The sequence below is a fragment of the Ligilactobacillus sp. JN-6 (Y).1 genome (genome assembly GCF_058111525.1).
In genome coordinates, this window is record NZ_CM176599.1 from 236,773 (window position 1) to 251,556 (window position 14,784).

The 14,784-nt window shown below is 38.8% G+C and carries 13 protein-coding genes; 5 read left to right on the top strand and 8 right to left on the bottom strand.

Going from position 1 to position 14,784, the window contains the following annotated elements; translation table 11 throughout:
• Positions 1-155: 155 nt before the first annotated feature.
• Positions 156-545 carry a hypothetical protein gene (locus AC3XNE_RS01215; RefSeq protein ID WP_489832435.1) on the top strand — a complete coding sequence of 130 codons (390 nt, stop codon included), beginning with the start codon at positions 156-158 and terminating at the stop codon, positions 543-545.
• A 371-nt stretch (positions 546-916) separates the two neighbouring features.
• On the opposite strand, the gene AC3XNE_RS01220 is transcribed toward AC3XNE_RS01215, so the two are convergent.
• The 4 genes from AC3XNE_RS01220 to AC3XNE_RS01235 all read right to left on the bottom strand — a co-directional run bounded on the left by AC3XNE_RS01220 (position 917) and on the right by AC3XNE_RS01235 (position 7,180).
• The gene (locus tag AC3XNE_RS01220; protein ID WP_489832437.1) at positions 917-1,150 is read right to left on the bottom strand and encodes a hypothetical protein; all 234 of its coding nucleotides are present in this window, start codon (positions 1,148-1,150) and stop codon (positions 917-919) included.
• 724 nt (positions 1,151-1,874) lie between these two features.
• Entirely contained in the window at positions 1,875-3,173 is a 1,299-nt protein-coding gene (locus AC3XNE_RS01225) for a glycoside hydrolase family 125 protein (RefSeq protein ID WP_489832438.1), read from the bottom strand.
• Positions 3,174-3,185: 12 nt separating this feature from the next.
• Positions 3,186-5,810, bottom strand: a complete 2,625-nt coding sequence (locus AC3XNE_RS01230; RefSeq protein ID WP_489833352.1) for a glycoside hydrolase family 38 N-terminal domain-containing protein — start codon at positions 5,808-5,810, stop codon at positions 3,186-3,188.
• A gap of 32 nt (positions 5,811-5,842) precedes the next feature.
• Complete coding sequence (locus AC3XNE_RS01235; protein WP_489832439.1) at positions 5,843-7,180, bottom strand: PTS sugar transporter subunit IIC; 1,338 nt, start codon at positions 7,178-7,180, stop codon at positions 5,843-5,845.
• A gap of 160 nt (positions 7,181-7,340) precedes the next feature.
• On the opposite strand from AC3XNE_RS01235, the gene AC3XNE_RS01240 reads away from it, so the two are divergent.
• From AC3XNE_RS01240 to AC3XNE_RS01250, 3 genes are all read left to right on the top strand, one after another.
• Positions 7,341-8,078 carry a GntR family transcriptional regulator gene (locus AC3XNE_RS01240; RefSeq protein WP_489832440.1) on the top strand — a complete coding sequence of 246 codons (738 nt, stop codon included), beginning with the start codon at positions 7,341-7,343 and terminating at the stop codon, positions 8,076-8,078.
• Positions 8,079-8,242: 164 nt separating this feature from the next.
• Complete coding sequence (locus AC3XNE_RS01245; protein ID WP_489832441.1) at positions 8,243-8,440, top strand: SDR family NAD(P)-dependent oxidoreductase; 198 nt, start codon at positions 8,243-8,245, stop codon at positions 8,438-8,440.
• A 480-nt stretch (positions 8,441-8,920) separates the two neighbouring features.
• The gene (locus AC3XNE_RS01250; protein WP_489832442.1) at positions 8,921-9,688 is read left to right on the top strand and encodes an SDR family NAD(P)-dependent oxidoreductase; all 768 of its coding nucleotides are present in this window, start codon (positions 8,921-8,923) and stop codon (positions 9,686-9,688) included.
• A gap of 113 nt (positions 9,689-9,801) precedes the next feature.
• Here AC3XNE_RS01250 and AC3XNE_RS01255 read toward each other — a convergent pair whose 3' ends face one another.
• From AC3XNE_RS01255 to AC3XNE_RS01265, 3 genes are all read right to left on the bottom strand, one after another.
• Complete coding sequence (locus AC3XNE_RS01255) at positions 9,802-10,176, bottom strand: DUF2255 family protein (protein WP_489832443.1); 375 nt, start codon at positions 10,174-10,176, stop codon at positions 9,802-9,804.
• 21 nt (positions 10,177-10,197) lie between these two features.
• Positions 10,198-11,070, bottom strand: a complete 873-nt coding sequence (locus tag AC3XNE_RS01260; protein ID WP_489832444.1) for an aldo/keto reductase — start codon at positions 11,068-11,070, stop codon at positions 10,198-10,200.
• A gap of 206 nt (positions 11,071-11,276) precedes the next feature.
• Positions 11,277-11,735 carry a DapH/DapD/GlmU-related protein gene (locus tag AC3XNE_RS01265; protein WP_489832445.1) on the bottom strand — a complete coding sequence of 153 codons (459 nt, stop codon included), beginning with the start codon at positions 11,733-11,735 and terminating at the stop codon, positions 11,277-11,279.
• Positions 11,736-11,957: 222 nt separating this feature from the next.
• On the opposite strand from AC3XNE_RS01265, the gene AC3XNE_RS01270 reads away from it, so the two are divergent.
• Entirely contained in the window at positions 11,958-12,701 is a 744-nt protein-coding gene (locus AC3XNE_RS01270) for a LysR family transcriptional regulator (RefSeq protein WP_489832446.1), read from the top strand.
• Positions 12,702-12,961: 260 nt separating this feature from the next.
• Here AC3XNE_RS01270 and AC3XNE_RS01275 read toward each other — a convergent pair whose 3' ends face one another.
• The gene (locus AC3XNE_RS01275) at positions 12,962-14,353 is read right to left on the bottom strand and encodes a cation:dicarboxylate symporter family transporter (RefSeq protein WP_489832447.1); all 1,392 of its coding nucleotides are present in this window, start codon (positions 14,351-14,353) and stop codon (positions 12,962-12,964) included.
• Positions 14,354-14,784 lie beyond the last annotated feature (431 nt).

A 14,784-nucleotide genomic window follows, 5' to 3' on the forward strand; every position in this document is an offset into this window, starting at 1 on the left:
TTTGCCGTATTGTTCTTAAATATTGTAAAAAAACACTGCGAATATTGCAGCCAGTATACCCATGTGCACCGTTAGTCGGGCTGATCAACGGCTCTGAAACACCAATTGAGCCATTAATCGCCCCAAGTTGTGGCTCACTTTGACATTCTGAGCCATTGTTTGCACTGGTTAATGGCTCTAAAACAACTTTTGAGCCATTTTTTGCTCCAAGTTGTGGCTCGCTTCACCATTTTGAGCCATTGTTTGCACTGATCAACGGCTCTGAAACACTATTTGAGCCATTAATCACCTCAAGTTGTGGCTCGCTTCACCATTCTGAGCCATTGTTTGCACTGATCAACGGCTCTGAAACACTATTTGAGCCATTAATCGCCTCGAGTTGTGGCTCGTTTCACCATTCTGAGCCGTCATTTACCTTGACCAATGGTTCTGAAACACTGTTTGAGCCATTAATCGCCCTGAATTACAGCTCTGCTGCCCAAACCGCAATGTTTGTCGCTATAAATCATGACTCAAATCCAATTTCGAAACGTTGTTCAGACTAATTCACACCCATATCATTTTAGCCGCCATTTATGTTTCCAATAACCTTATATTGATACAAATGCCCGAAAAGAATTGAACTACCATGCTAATAACTTTCGTTTCTAACTCTTTCACATATTATATGCTATTGAGCTATGATCCGCAAAAAGCCGACTTGGCCACCTTTAACATTTTATTCAAAAAACGATCAGCTACGTTTTTGGTCCTATAGCAGGATTGTTTTTGTTAGTTGTAACTTTAGATAATATATCAAATATTTTTGTATTATTTGACAAACTCTGAGTTTCTTTACAAAAGTAAAGAACCAAAAAATCGCCTAAACACAACTTTCAAAGTTATGCTTAAACGACCATAAATTAATCATAGTATGCTATTCTTTAAAAATATTGGCAAAGTTAAACGCAGCCACTAAAAGATCCGTATCGTTATAAAACTGACAATTAAAAATACTGGGCATAATTTTTGATACGTCTCCATTTTCAAAATCCTGCCGTAAATATACCAAGCTACGCAAACTCAATTCTTTTCGCATTGGAATTCCGCCACCCAGAATAAAAGCTTCTAATTCTAGCAAAAACTGAATGTTATAAATTGTTTCGGCCATTTACTTGCACACTTTTGCGATTTCATGCTTTGCAAATTCACTTTTTTGCTCTGCCAAAGCATAAAACTCTTCGCCATTGACTTTTCTACCTGTTTTTTCTCATAAGCGTTAACGGCTTTAACAAGTAGTCCTAATCGACAGAGAACTTGACCTGTACTTGTTTTCATTTGACAAATTTTCCACCAAATAAGTGGCTCCCTTTCCATAAATGACGATTTAAAAAATAAAACCATTATATTTTTTTGCCAAATTCAATGACATATCCAAATCGTATAACTACATCCTAGACTGGATATTACGTTCTGGTAAAGTCTCTATTAGTTGACTGTAAAAATCGATGACTTCTTCACTAAAGTTTCCATCTCCAAATGGATCCATCCGACTTCCAAGAAGTTCGAAAGCGATAACAGTTTTGCGCTTATCCTTTCATCAAACCAAAACCTTCTGCGCATTTGTGGTATTTATCAATGGCTACTTTCTAATCTAAGCTATCAGCAGTGGCAGGATAAGTATCTTATACTGATTTTCCTTTACCGCCCTCATTGTACGCTCTCTCAGTTTGCATACTTGAAATCGAATTTCGCACATAAAAAATTCTCAGGCATTTTCCGTTCCATTGATTTAAAGCCTCTCTTCTGCTGCTTAGTCAAACTTAGATCTTTATTTGGTCACATCTAGTGGCAAAAATTCATAACCAATTTTGCTCAATCAGGATATCTCAATGTTATTTATCAAAATCGTCTCCACTTTTTATGACGTCAATATAATGCAAAATCAAATCACAAAACGTCATGTTAGCCCAAGAGAACCACTCACGAGTAAAGTCTGATAGATCATTTATATTGATGCTTTCGTGGACCTGCATCGATGCGTAACTAAGTTCAACTATTTTATCTATCTGACCCTTGATCAATACCTCATTTTGTGAAGTTAGACCTTCAATTGCCAGAGACATCGGCCAAACGAAATTTTCTGGAGTATGGGGACTGCCTACACCAGCCACATATTTACCAGAAAAATAATATGGATTGTTTTCACTCAAACACCATTCCCGCGTGTTTAAATAGAGCTCATCACCATATAAAGCCGTATCTAAAAAAGGTAACGCCATTAAGCTAGGTGTATTAGCGTCATCCATAAATAACTGGTTCCCAAAACCATCGACCTCATATGCATAAACTTGGGTCCCAGTACTTGTTGTAATCACGCCATACTTTTCGATACCAACGCTAATTTCTTTGATCATCGTCACCATTGAGTTCTTCAAATCGCTATAATCTTTTTTGTTTGGCAACATTTCTAAATTTTTCTTTAGCACGGACTTAATAAACATATTGCCTGGAATAAAATAACCATAGGTACAGGCATCATCACTTGGACGAAAACCACTCCACACCATTCCTGTTGGTTTAACTTCGTGGCCGCGCCCAGAATTAGATAGAGTATCTGAAGGTGGGCAATTAGTTCGCTTAAAATAATATTCTGACTGTGGATGATTTTGTTCTGTTTTAAAAACATTCATAATTTTGCGAACTGTATGCCAATATACCTCACTCAAATGCTTTTGATAACCTGAACTGTATAATTGGTACGCCAAATACAATGGCGCACATAATGAATCAATTTCAAATTTTCTTTCCCAAACTTTATCTGAAATTGGAATATTGGACTCGTCAGCGCTAAAATGTTTTCCCGTTGCTCCATCATTAAAAGCATTGGCATAAGGGTCAACGTTTATATTTTCTATTTGTTGTTTCAACACACCCGCTAACAGTTCCCTTACTTCAGGTACCTGGACAGCAACTTTTAGATAAGGTAGGATTTGAAAAGTTGAATCCCTTAGCCACATTGCTGGGATGTCTCCAGTTGAAATGAACACTTGCCCATTTTCTTTGATTTGAACAGTATTTTTTATTGTATCTAAAAATACGTGTCGAAATAATTTAGTTGCTTTTTCATCTGGACCATTTATTTTTTCGCTGACTTTTTTTAAATCCGTAATTAGCTTTTCTTGATTTAGCATAAGGATATCACTCTACTTTTTAAAATATATTCCATAGGTTCTGATCTCACCCGGTTTAAATGGTTGCATCTCAAATTCCCTGTTTCCATCACAAAGCAGGCCTTTATCTTTGCCTTCCAAATCTAGCAAAGAGACCGTTGCATTCTGTTTAAGCAGTATCTTTCCTGGCTTATCTATCGTTTGCTTTCTAGGATTATAAAACCGCACTTCAATGCCCGTTTTATCTCGAGAACTTTGTAAGCTGCTAAAAGCTACTTGTCCTTCAATAATTTCTAACAATGGTAAATGATTCACTTTATTTTCCATTTCATTCACTTGAAAATATTGGATCGGGCTAGTAAAACGATTGATTTTTTGGTTTTGGTAGTATAAACCAGTTTGTGTCATTTGCATATATTCTTGTTGCAAATTTTCTGGGTCAAAGTCCCTATTGGCAATGATCCCACCTTCAAAAACAAATTCTTGCTGCAGCTGTGATTTTGGAGTTGGAACATACCTCGTTTCCAATCCTGAAGCATCTCCTGGACGCCGTAAAAGGTCCGGACGTCCCAAGTAACCAACACCTCGGAGAATAGTGACAGCAAGTTGCTCGTAATCTTCACCGATAACTTGAAAGTCTTTTGAACCTCCAGTTATGAAACTCCAACTACTATTTTGAGAATGTACATTTGCAAAATGTATCATCGGACGCATACTGGTTGGTTCTTCACGGTATCCTATTTCTTGCCAATCCTTCAAATGAACATCTTCAACCGGCCGCTTAGCAACACCAAAAGGAGTATCAGAATATGAATTCTGTGCATGAACATCAGTATTAAGCACTAACCTTAAGCGATGATCTAACACTCGATTATCCACTTTTAATCTGACGCCGACCACTTTTGAATTTGCACATAGCTTTAAAGTCAAACTATAGTTAACTTGACCGTTTACTTTTCTTTTAGCTCTGCTTTGCAAATCATATGGCATCTGCCAACTTCCTTTGATTTCCATGGTACCCACTTGTTTACCTTGATGAAACGCAACTGACTTGCTATCCGAAAAATCAAACATACATACTAGATCATCAAATGCCGGCGAATAATCGTAAGTATCCCCTTCGTCTCCACTTTCTTCAATGGTTATAAAGTTCTTAAATAACTTTCCATCTTCTTTTCGACGAAGATTGGCTCCATTGTCAAATGTCAAAGTATAATATTCGTTATCAATTTGGCTATTGGTTTCGACCTTATTATTTTCATACCGAGAGTTTTCTAAAACATAGAGTTGTTGTCGATCCATAGCATTTAATTCAACGGTAACAGCAATTTTTGTTAAATAATAAACATCATTTTCTCGCTTAGCGATGTCTCTTCGCAAAGGAGAGGCATTTTGCTCACTCTGCTCTATTTGATCGAATTCTAATTCTGTACCAAATGAGTCAGTAAGCTTAAAGTGTTTGGTTCTTGTGGATATTTCTAATTCTTTAACAACATTTGTTTTATATGGCAACGGGTTCCAAATAACCAAAGAATCAGGACGCACATCCGACACGGAGATACTTAATTTACGTAAAAGATAATCAACTAGTGCTTGCCCCTCTTGCAACGCGACTTTTCCACGGTTCAAAATATCATCATTTGTTTTATCACTATTACATGCGCCCGCACTATCATGTGCCTTACCACGAGCAATAGTTTTCCATATATCATCGATCATTCCCTGTTTATCAGGGATCCCATGCTCAACAGCTAAGGCGCAAAGAGGTTCGACCTGATATGTCATCAATCGTTCTAGCTTATCATATAATTGTTTAAGATCTGCTCGAGATGAATAGATCCCACGATGTATTTTAGAAACAGTTGGTTCTATAAATTCGCCACTTTTACTTGGCAGTTCTTGCTTACTCTCTTCTAATTTTGCAAAAAATGCTGGGTAATTACTCTCAATAAATGTGGTATTTTTAGTATTTTGCTGGTTAGCTATCGTAATACGTTGCTTTAAATTATAATCAACAGCTCTTTGATCACCACCAACAGGTAATAGATGAACATCACTACCCTGTCCAGCAGTCGTTTTATCGACCAATCCATCAAAGTCGTCACTTTCGACCAGTTGGACGCCCGCATAATACCCATCTTTAATATTAGCCGTTAAGACCTTTGAACCATCATCGCTTGTCCAGTAAAAATAACGAGCTTTAATATCTTTTGGAATGCCTCTCCAAAAAAGTACATGATCAATGTTCATTCCAGAGTAAATTTTAGGCATATCTTGGCTTTGCCCAAATGAATCAGGCAAATATCCTACCCTCATAGAACCTCCTAAATGTTCAGCTTCTTTGATGCCTAACCGTAAATTTCGGATAATAGATTCACCTGAAGTAACCATTTCATCAATTTGCGTAAACCATGGACCGATAAATAGCCGCCCTTCGGAGACAAATCTTCGTAGTAAGCCTTCTTTTTCTGGAAAAGTAGACAAATAATCATCCACAATGGACATTTGACCATCCAGCACATAATAAGAAATTTTGTTTATAGTGAGCGCGTCGAAAACCTCATCCATATGAAAAGCAAATTGCACCCTTGCTTCTTGCCGGCTAAAATACCATTCAAAGTCCCAATGAGTATGTGCCACTACATATATTTTTTCCAAATTATTCAATAAATCTCTCCTCTTTTTTCTTTCTAAGCTGCCTTCCCTGCGGCGATCTCTTGTCTTTCCTTTTTCTGATTTAAAATTACAAATGGTGCATATAAAACTACATCCAATATTACCAATACCAACGTAAGGATCACAGGACTGATGTGAAAAGCACCCAAGATCCAAGTACTAATAAAAATTGGTTCGTTTCCAGAGTTCAAAACAACCAACGGTACCACCCAACAAATTTTTGTGACCACGTACGCGATAATTGCGTTAGCTAATGGGACTATGATCCATGGAATAAACATAATCGGATTCAACACGATCGGCAAACCAAATATGATTGGCTCATTGATTCCAAACAAGCCCGGAACTAAACCCAGTTTAGCAACTTCACGTTCCTTTTCACCTTTTTTCGTGAAGATCAACATAGCTACTAGTAAGCCAAAAGTTGCACCTGACCCACCGATCATGGCATAAACGTTAGTCATCGTATTAGGAGCAATTGAAATGCCTGCAAAACTTTGTGTTTTCGCAAATTGTGCAATATTTTGTAAAAATAGCGGTAACCAAAAAGCTGAAATAACACCCCACACAATATTGAAACCATGTAAACCAAGGAACCAAAGGACCTGTTCTAATAAGATAACAACAATAATAGCTGGAAGTCCTGTTCCAACAGATAATAACGGCTTGATCAAAACGTCTGAGATCATTTGTAATAGTGAAACATATCCTAGAGCCTGAATTCCAATTCTAACGGCTCCGAAAATCAAGAAAACCTCTGCCATCGGGATCAGAGAAAAGAAAGAATCAAAAACATTTGGCGGCACTGAGCCTGGCATTTTAATAGTAAATTTACTTCTTGAAAACTTAGCAAACATTGCTACGGCTAACATACCAACAATTAAACCGGTAAACATCCCTTCATAACTGAAAAAAGAAGTTGCATACCCTTCAATTACCTTAGCCTTAGGATCAGCAAAATTTACATTGGTCGGTACCATAATAAAATAAGAAGATAAAGCCAACAATGTTGCAATTATTGGGTTAAGTTGATTATTTTTAGGATTCTTTTTCAACTCATGTGCATACGAATACGCTGAAGAAAGTACTACTATCAGGGCAACGATACCAAGAGTAGCTGTCCCAATAAATCCAAATAAGTCACTTATTTGCTGCCAAAGAGTATTTTCCCAATGTTGTGCTTTGATCAGGGCATCTAATTCCATTTTTATCAAGTTAGAAAAAGATCCGATCACAGTAAATGGAATAGTGCGGACAAATGCATTCTTGATAGCTTGAAGGATATTATTACTTTCAACCCATGAAGAAACTTTTAATAATCCGTCTTGCATACCTTTAATACTAAACTTCATAATTAAGACTCCTCATATTATTTATATCGGAAAACGCTTTCCTGTCTACGATTATATATACTCATTTTTATTTGTAAACCTTTTTATAATATTTATATACACAACTAATATATTATGGTAGGATTTGTATATACAGAATTGTAAAATAGGGGTTGACAATTTGAGCCTTTACCGAGAAATATATGCTGAAATAAAACAAGGAATTTTAACCAATCATTATAGAGCTGGGTCTCAACTTCCTCCACAAGAAGAATTAGCAGACCAGTTTAAAGTTTCACGGATAACTTTAAAAAAAGCGTTAAATTTATTACAAAATGAAGGTTTGATATATACACAGCAAGGGGCTGGGACTTTCATACGACCACAAGTAGATTTTGGAAAAAGTGAACTATTGCCCATAGATTATCCAGTTGGTGTCACCTATTCACACAGAGATTCAAGGATCTCAAGCAAAATCTTATATTTCGATGCCCGATTACCCTTACAAAAAGAACAAAAAAACTTAAACATCTCACCAGATAGTCCAGTTTATGAATTTAAAAGAGTCCGAATGATCAACGACAAGATCTATAGCTTCGAACATACCATTATGCCTGTTTACATAGCTGCAATAAATAAGAAGATCCTAAAAAATTCTGTTTATGATTATTTAGGTAAAGTCGCCAAGTTGCAACTCACAGACGCTCGCCGTATAATTTACGCGGAAAGGTCTGATAAAGAAATTGCCGAAGCTCTCGGGATCGAAAAAAATGATCCCGTGTTGGTAATCGAACAAACGGCTTATGATCAAAAAGGTAGAGCCTTTGAATTTTCAAACTCTTACTTCAAAAGTTCTCAAAGTAAATTTGTATTAGACCTTCATGTTAATAATGTCATGGAAAATAAGGGATATGACTAAAACTGCTTCAATAATTTCTCTTCCTATTTATGACTACGAAAGAGTTGACATACTTTATAATAATGCTGGGATCGTCCAACCGCCCCACTCAATGAAGTACGTCGGGTTGAATGGCAAGATATGCTGCAAATCAATAAACTTATATTGCTGCAGTCTTGCCCAATATGTCCAAAAAGCCTAGTGGCAACATCATTACCATTGACTCTGTGGCAGGCACTGTAGTTGGCGCAGATAGAACAGTTTATAGTGGTACTAAATTTGCCGTTCGTGCAATTAAGGATGGCTGGCGTGTTGAACAAGCAGAAAACAACATCAAAACAACGCCCATCTCACCAGGAAGCACCAGCACGGGGGTTGTTTAACCAGATCAACGATGCTGATCAAAAGCAATTTGCATAAAACTTCTACAAAAAACATTGACAGTTTTCATCCTGAACAAGTCGCTTCAGCCGTTGAATTTGCAATTGGCAGCGAATCAAACTTTTCGGTCAGCGAAGTAATCGTTCGTCCAACACATCAATCTCTATAATAAGTGTTGCGTCAGTAAGCATAACTAGCTTGTGACCAACTCTGGTTTCATAAAACAAAAAGCTTGCAGACTAAATTCATCTGGCCTGAGCCGTTCATCGCCTCGAGTTATGGTTTAAAAGCCTAAGCCGAGCCATTCATCAACCTGACTAACGGCTTTGAAGACAAAACTTGGTCGACAAATTCCCCATTTGCGACTAAATAACCAATTTATAACGACCCTCGCCAATAACCCTAATACCGATTTATTAACACAATAAAATAGGTTATCATTAATTGTGAATAATCTAACAAACGTACAAGGAGGTCTTCTTATGTCAATGGTTAATTTTGATTTTACCGGAAAAACAGCTGTTATTACGGGTGCCGCCACCGAGATCGGAGCTGAAACAGCCAAACTTTTTGCCAAAAGTGGTGCTAATGTTGTGCTCGGTGATATCGCTGATGCTGGGCAACAAACTGCGGACGCAATTAATAAGGCTGGTGGAAAAGCAACATTTGTCAAAACTGATGCGTCAGATCCGAAGTCAGTAAAAAATTTGATCGATACGGCGATCAATACCTATGGTGGGCTAGACGTAGCTTTCAATAATGCTGGGATGGCAAGTAGTCCTCATAAAACAGCCGAAATGCCGGAAAAGGATTACGACCAAACGATGGCAGTCGATGCAAAGGGCGTTTATCTAGCCATGAAATTCGAAACCGCCTATATGAAAGATCACGGCGGTGGTGCAATAGTGAATACTTCATCCATTTCCGGCCTAAGTGCCAGTCCTGACAATATGTTGCCATATATTACGGCCAAGCACGCCGTGATCGGTATGACTAAAGCTGCTGCGTTTGATCATGCCAAAGAAGGTATCCGAGTGAACGCTGTTGCGCCTGGTCTGATCGAAACTGAGATGACTGAAAGGTATAAAGATAGTCCGGAAACTTGGGCTGCGATGACTGGCTTAAATCCGATGGACGCTGCCGGTAAGCCAACTGACATTGCTAATTTTGTACTATTCTTATGTTCAGACGCGGCTAGCTTTGCAACGGCGGCAACCTTCTCGATCGATGGCGGACAGGCAGCCTTGTAAAATGGACCTCAACACTAAAAAAGGCCGTACGCTGTTTTGAATAGCGTGCGGTCTTTTTAATACGCTGACCATAAAAATAGACGTGCATCTAGCAGCACGCCTATTTTAATAATTTAATTTTCCGGTACTAACCGCACCGTTGCCTGCTGAGCTTTAGGAGTAACCATCGGTGGCAAATAAGGACTGCCCTCATATTTGGACTGATAGCCGGCATCCACAGCCTGAGTAGTTTTGGCGTCTGTTGGAAATTCAAAACGCACGTCTTTTTCAACGCCGCCCACTGAAATGTGACCGTGTTTTTCTCGTTGAGCTGACTTATACCAGCGAGCATTTACGCCGGCATAACCACGACAATATAGATCTCCATCTGCTTCAGCGATCCAGATCCACGTTGGCTTGTGCATCGAACCGTCTTCATTTGGGATCGAAATATAGAGGTTATCATCTTGGGCTATTGCAGCTAGTTCTTCTTTTGTCCACTCACTCATACGCTTTTCCCTTCCTTTCGTTTATTCCTTATCAGTCTTGTCATAAACTGGAAATGAATTGAACTTACCATAATCCTTGATGTGTTCAGCATTTTTCAACTGGTCCATATCAGCTTGTTCGATCTCAAAATCAACTTGCGTATTACTTTCAATATGGCTAGCTGTTTCAGACTTCGGCAATGGCAAAAGTCCCAATTGCAAGCAATAGCGTAAGCAAAGCTGTGCAACGCTAACGCCGTACTTATCGGCCATCTTTTGCAACCCTTGATTATTTAAGATCTCACCATGCGCAACTGGGGAATAAGCTTCTACTAAAATGTCATTTTGCTGGCAGTAATCGATCAGTGAGAATGGGGTATTAGAAACATGTGCCAAAACTTGATCGACTACTGGCTTGACCGTGCCATTTTGCAAGATGTTATCCAAATCTTCCTTTTCAAAATTAGAAACACCGATCGCTCTGATCTTGCCAGCGTTATAGGCTTCTTCTAAGGCTTTCCAAGCTTCTAAGTTCCCTTCGAAGTAATGATCGCCTTCACGGAAATTGGCCCATGGTTGTGGAGCATGGATGATCATCATGTCAACATAATCAAGTCCTAACTTTTCCAAGGACTCATCGATGGCTTTCACTGCTTCTGGATATGACTTGATCTCAGCGGCCAACTTAGTAGTAATAAAAAGATCCTTCCGGTCGATATCCGATTCGCTCAAAGCCTCGCCGATCCCAGCTTCATTACCATATGCCTGAGCGGTATCAATGTGACGATAGCCTGCTTTAAGGGCTGCTTTCACTGGTTCCTTGACCTTGTCATTATCGATCAGCCATGTACCAAAACCTATTTTGGGGATCTTGACCCCATTTGATAAAGTAAAATCTTCACTTAAAACACTCATATCTTTGTTCTCCTTTCGAAAATTGCTTCTTCTTATCCAATTAATTACCATAATCTGCGAAATGAACTTATGATCACATCACTAATTTGTCAAACTGACAAAACATCCTTTCAACACCCATAATAAAACTTAAAGCAGGGTTTAAGTCAAACAAAACGCAGACCAACTTCTTCACCCACTTTGTTATCGTTAAAATGCATGCTTCTTTACCTAACATCTTTCATAAATTTGGCTGGAGTACCAGCAACTACCGCATTAGCAGGTACATTCTTGGTAACGGTAGCGTCAGCCGCCACGACTGAATTTTCTCCGATCGTCACGCTCGGCAAGATTGTCGCGCCAGCACCGATCCAGGCATTTTTCTTAATATGGATCGGATCTAATTGAACACCATGCCGTAATTTTGGGTCAATAGCGTGTCCGACTGCTAAGATTTTTGCAAACGGCCCGATCAAAACCCCATCTTCGATCTCAACACCACCCAAATCAGCGATCATAACACCCCGATTAATAAAAAAATCTTTCCCTAAGCTAAGCTGCCGGCCGAAGTCAGTATAAAAAGGCAGCAACAAGTTGATCGACGGATCGACATCTTCTCCGATTATCTTGCCAAGCATTTCATTGATCTGATTTTTAGTATGCGGCCCCTGATTTAATTCAGCCACTAAATCACCAGTTTCAGCTTATATTTCATTAATTTTCTCGTAAATAGGATCATCTGCAGCAATATATTGTTCTTCTGATCGCCTTCCTAAAACATTTTTCAAACTCATATCGCTTCACTTCACTTTCTGTTTTTCTTCTAGTATAGTATGCTTATGCTGATATATCTAATACTTATAATAAATGTCCAGTCATTCATGCTACGTATGGTTAAGGAGGTCATTATGGAACTGAGAATCTTACACTATTTTTCAGTAGTCGCAACAGAAAAAAATATTACACATGCAGCAAATATCCTACATGTATCTCAACCAACTCTGTCACGCCAACTAAAAGATCTAGAAAATCAAATTGGAGTCACACTATTTCGCCGAGGTAATAGACAGATTTATTTGACAGAAGAAGGCTTGTACTTACAGCAACAGACTGAAAAAATACTTAGTCTAGTCGATCATACCCATCAAAATTTGCAGACTCAAAAAGAGGTCCAAGGCGAGATCTCGCTCGGAGCCGGTGAATCACCAAGCACCTCAATTATTGCGCAGGTCATTAAAGTAATTCATGCCGAATATCCACAAATCAAGTTTCGCTTATCAAGTGGCGATGGCGATGATATCATGCGTGACATGGATAATGGTATCTTAGATTTTGGACTAGTCATCGACCCGTTCGATAAGCATAAATACAATTTTATTCAGCTGCCAGTTACTGATACTTGGGGCATCTTATGCCATAAAGACATGCCCCTCGCGAAGGAAAAAACGGTCACGCCTCAAACATTATTCAAGCAACCTCTCATAGTGTCACGCCAATCATTAAATAATGGCCTTATTTCCGAGTGGCTTGGCACCTCGCTCAATAACATCGATGTGGTCAGCAGCTATAGCTTACTCTATAATGCTTCCCAGCTAGTTGAAAAAAAGTTGGTTATGCATTGTGCATTAAAGGGATCATCCCGACTGACATAAGAACTGACCTGACTTTTGTACCGCTCGAGCCGGAACTTTCTGTCAATATTAGTGTTATTTGGAATAAAGGACTAACTTTGTCAAAAGCGGCCAATATTTTTTTCAACAAATTGAAACAGCTCGCTAACAAAGACGATTAATTCTTACCTACAGATCATTATCTTTAAACCCAAAAAAGGAGCTTGAGTGAAAACCCAAGCTCCTTTTTAGTTGCTTAACAAAATGTGTAACGCTACATCATTTGCCATTAACATTGTTTTTTATATCGAGGATTCAATGATCTTAGACTTATCATCCAACACTTTGGTATCCAATTGTCCAGTATTGCGTGCAGCGATAATACCAGCAATAATACTATCATTAACGTTGACCAATGTCCTGAGCATGTCAACGATCGGGTCAATAGCAATAATTACACCCATGATCTCGACTGGCAAGTTCAAAGTACCAAGGACCATCAGCGTTGTAAAGGTTGCGCCGCCACCAACACCAGCGACACCAAAGGAAGAAATAGTAACAATGGCGATCAAACTAAGAATGAACTGCGGTGAGAAAACATTGATACCAACTGTTGGTGCGATGATCGTAGCAATCATTGCAGGATAAACACCGGCACAGCCATTCTGTCCGATCGTCAAACCAAAACTGGCGGAAAAATCTGCAACTACCGAACTGATGCCTAATGACTTGGTTTGGATCTGGACATTAAGCGGCAAAGTCCCAGCACTTGTCCGGGAAGTAAACGCGAATAACAATGCTGGCCAAGCCTTCTTATAATAAGTCACTGGGTTGATCTTGTATGCTAACAAGATCAATGTATGAATGATCAATACGACAGCTAGTGCCACATAAGCAGCAACGATAAAAATACCCAAATTCAAAATAGACTTGATACTGCTTGTAGCAGTCGCTCTGGTCATCAGAGCCAAGATTCCGTACGGCGTTAACTTAATGACAAATTTAACGATCTGATGAACGATTGCTTGTAAAGCATCGATCCCCCGCGCAAAAGTACCAGCGGCTTCAGGTCGATTATTACGCACATGTAAGAAGGCGACCCCGACAAACAATGAGAAAATAACTACGGCGATCGTCGAAGTAGCCCGGGTCCCAGCCATATCCGCAAAAATATTAGTTGGCAGAAAGCTTAAAATCTGCTGTGGCAAACTTTGATCTCCCAACTGAGACTGATGCTGCTTGATAACATCCAAGTTGCCCTTAGTTGCTGACCCACTGATGAAATCGGCACCTTGCAAATGAAAAGCAAATACAGTCAAGATCCCGATCAGGCCAGCTACTGCTGTAGTGATCAATAAGGTCGATAAAAAACTCACACTGATTTTTTTCAAATCATTAGTAGTCGAGAGTTTAGTAAACGCACCGATCAATGAAACTAAGATCAGTGGAATAACTAAAGTTTGCAATAAAGCAATATAGCCGTCACCAACGATACTGATCCAATCAACAGCCGTTGTGACGATCTTACTCTTGTCCCCAAATATAAGCTGCAAGGCAAATCCAAAGACGATCCCAATAATTAAAGCAGTAAACACTGTTTTAGAAAAACTTACTTTATGGCGTCGCATAATATATAAGCCCATCAAAAACAGTGCAGTAATGATGACGATAATAAATTCTGACAGCTGGTTCATAATATCCCCCATTCTAATAATGTATCGACTAAATAAGTCCAATGTCATAACGTCTCTCACACTAATAGGGTCAGCTGCCTTTGTCAAAAACTTTGTCTTTTTTTCATTGCAGCTTTTCACTCAACTTAGGGTAGCTTGAGAGAAATAACATAACATGTGTGCCATTTGAAAAGCAGTTTTGCCAACTAAAAAAAGTAGCTAGGCAAGGGGGCTTCAAATTAGTGCAAGCTAATAAAGGATGATAAAAATGAAGAAGAGAAATATTAGGAGTTTAATAGTTGCACCGATCGTACAGCCTGCATGGGTTTTTAGATTGGGTATGGATAAGTTTCCGAAGAGTCATACAGCATCAAAGCGATCAGAAAAGCTTATAGATTTAGCTATACACTCAGTCATTAAAAAAAGGATCCCCCTACTGAAGTGAGATCCCC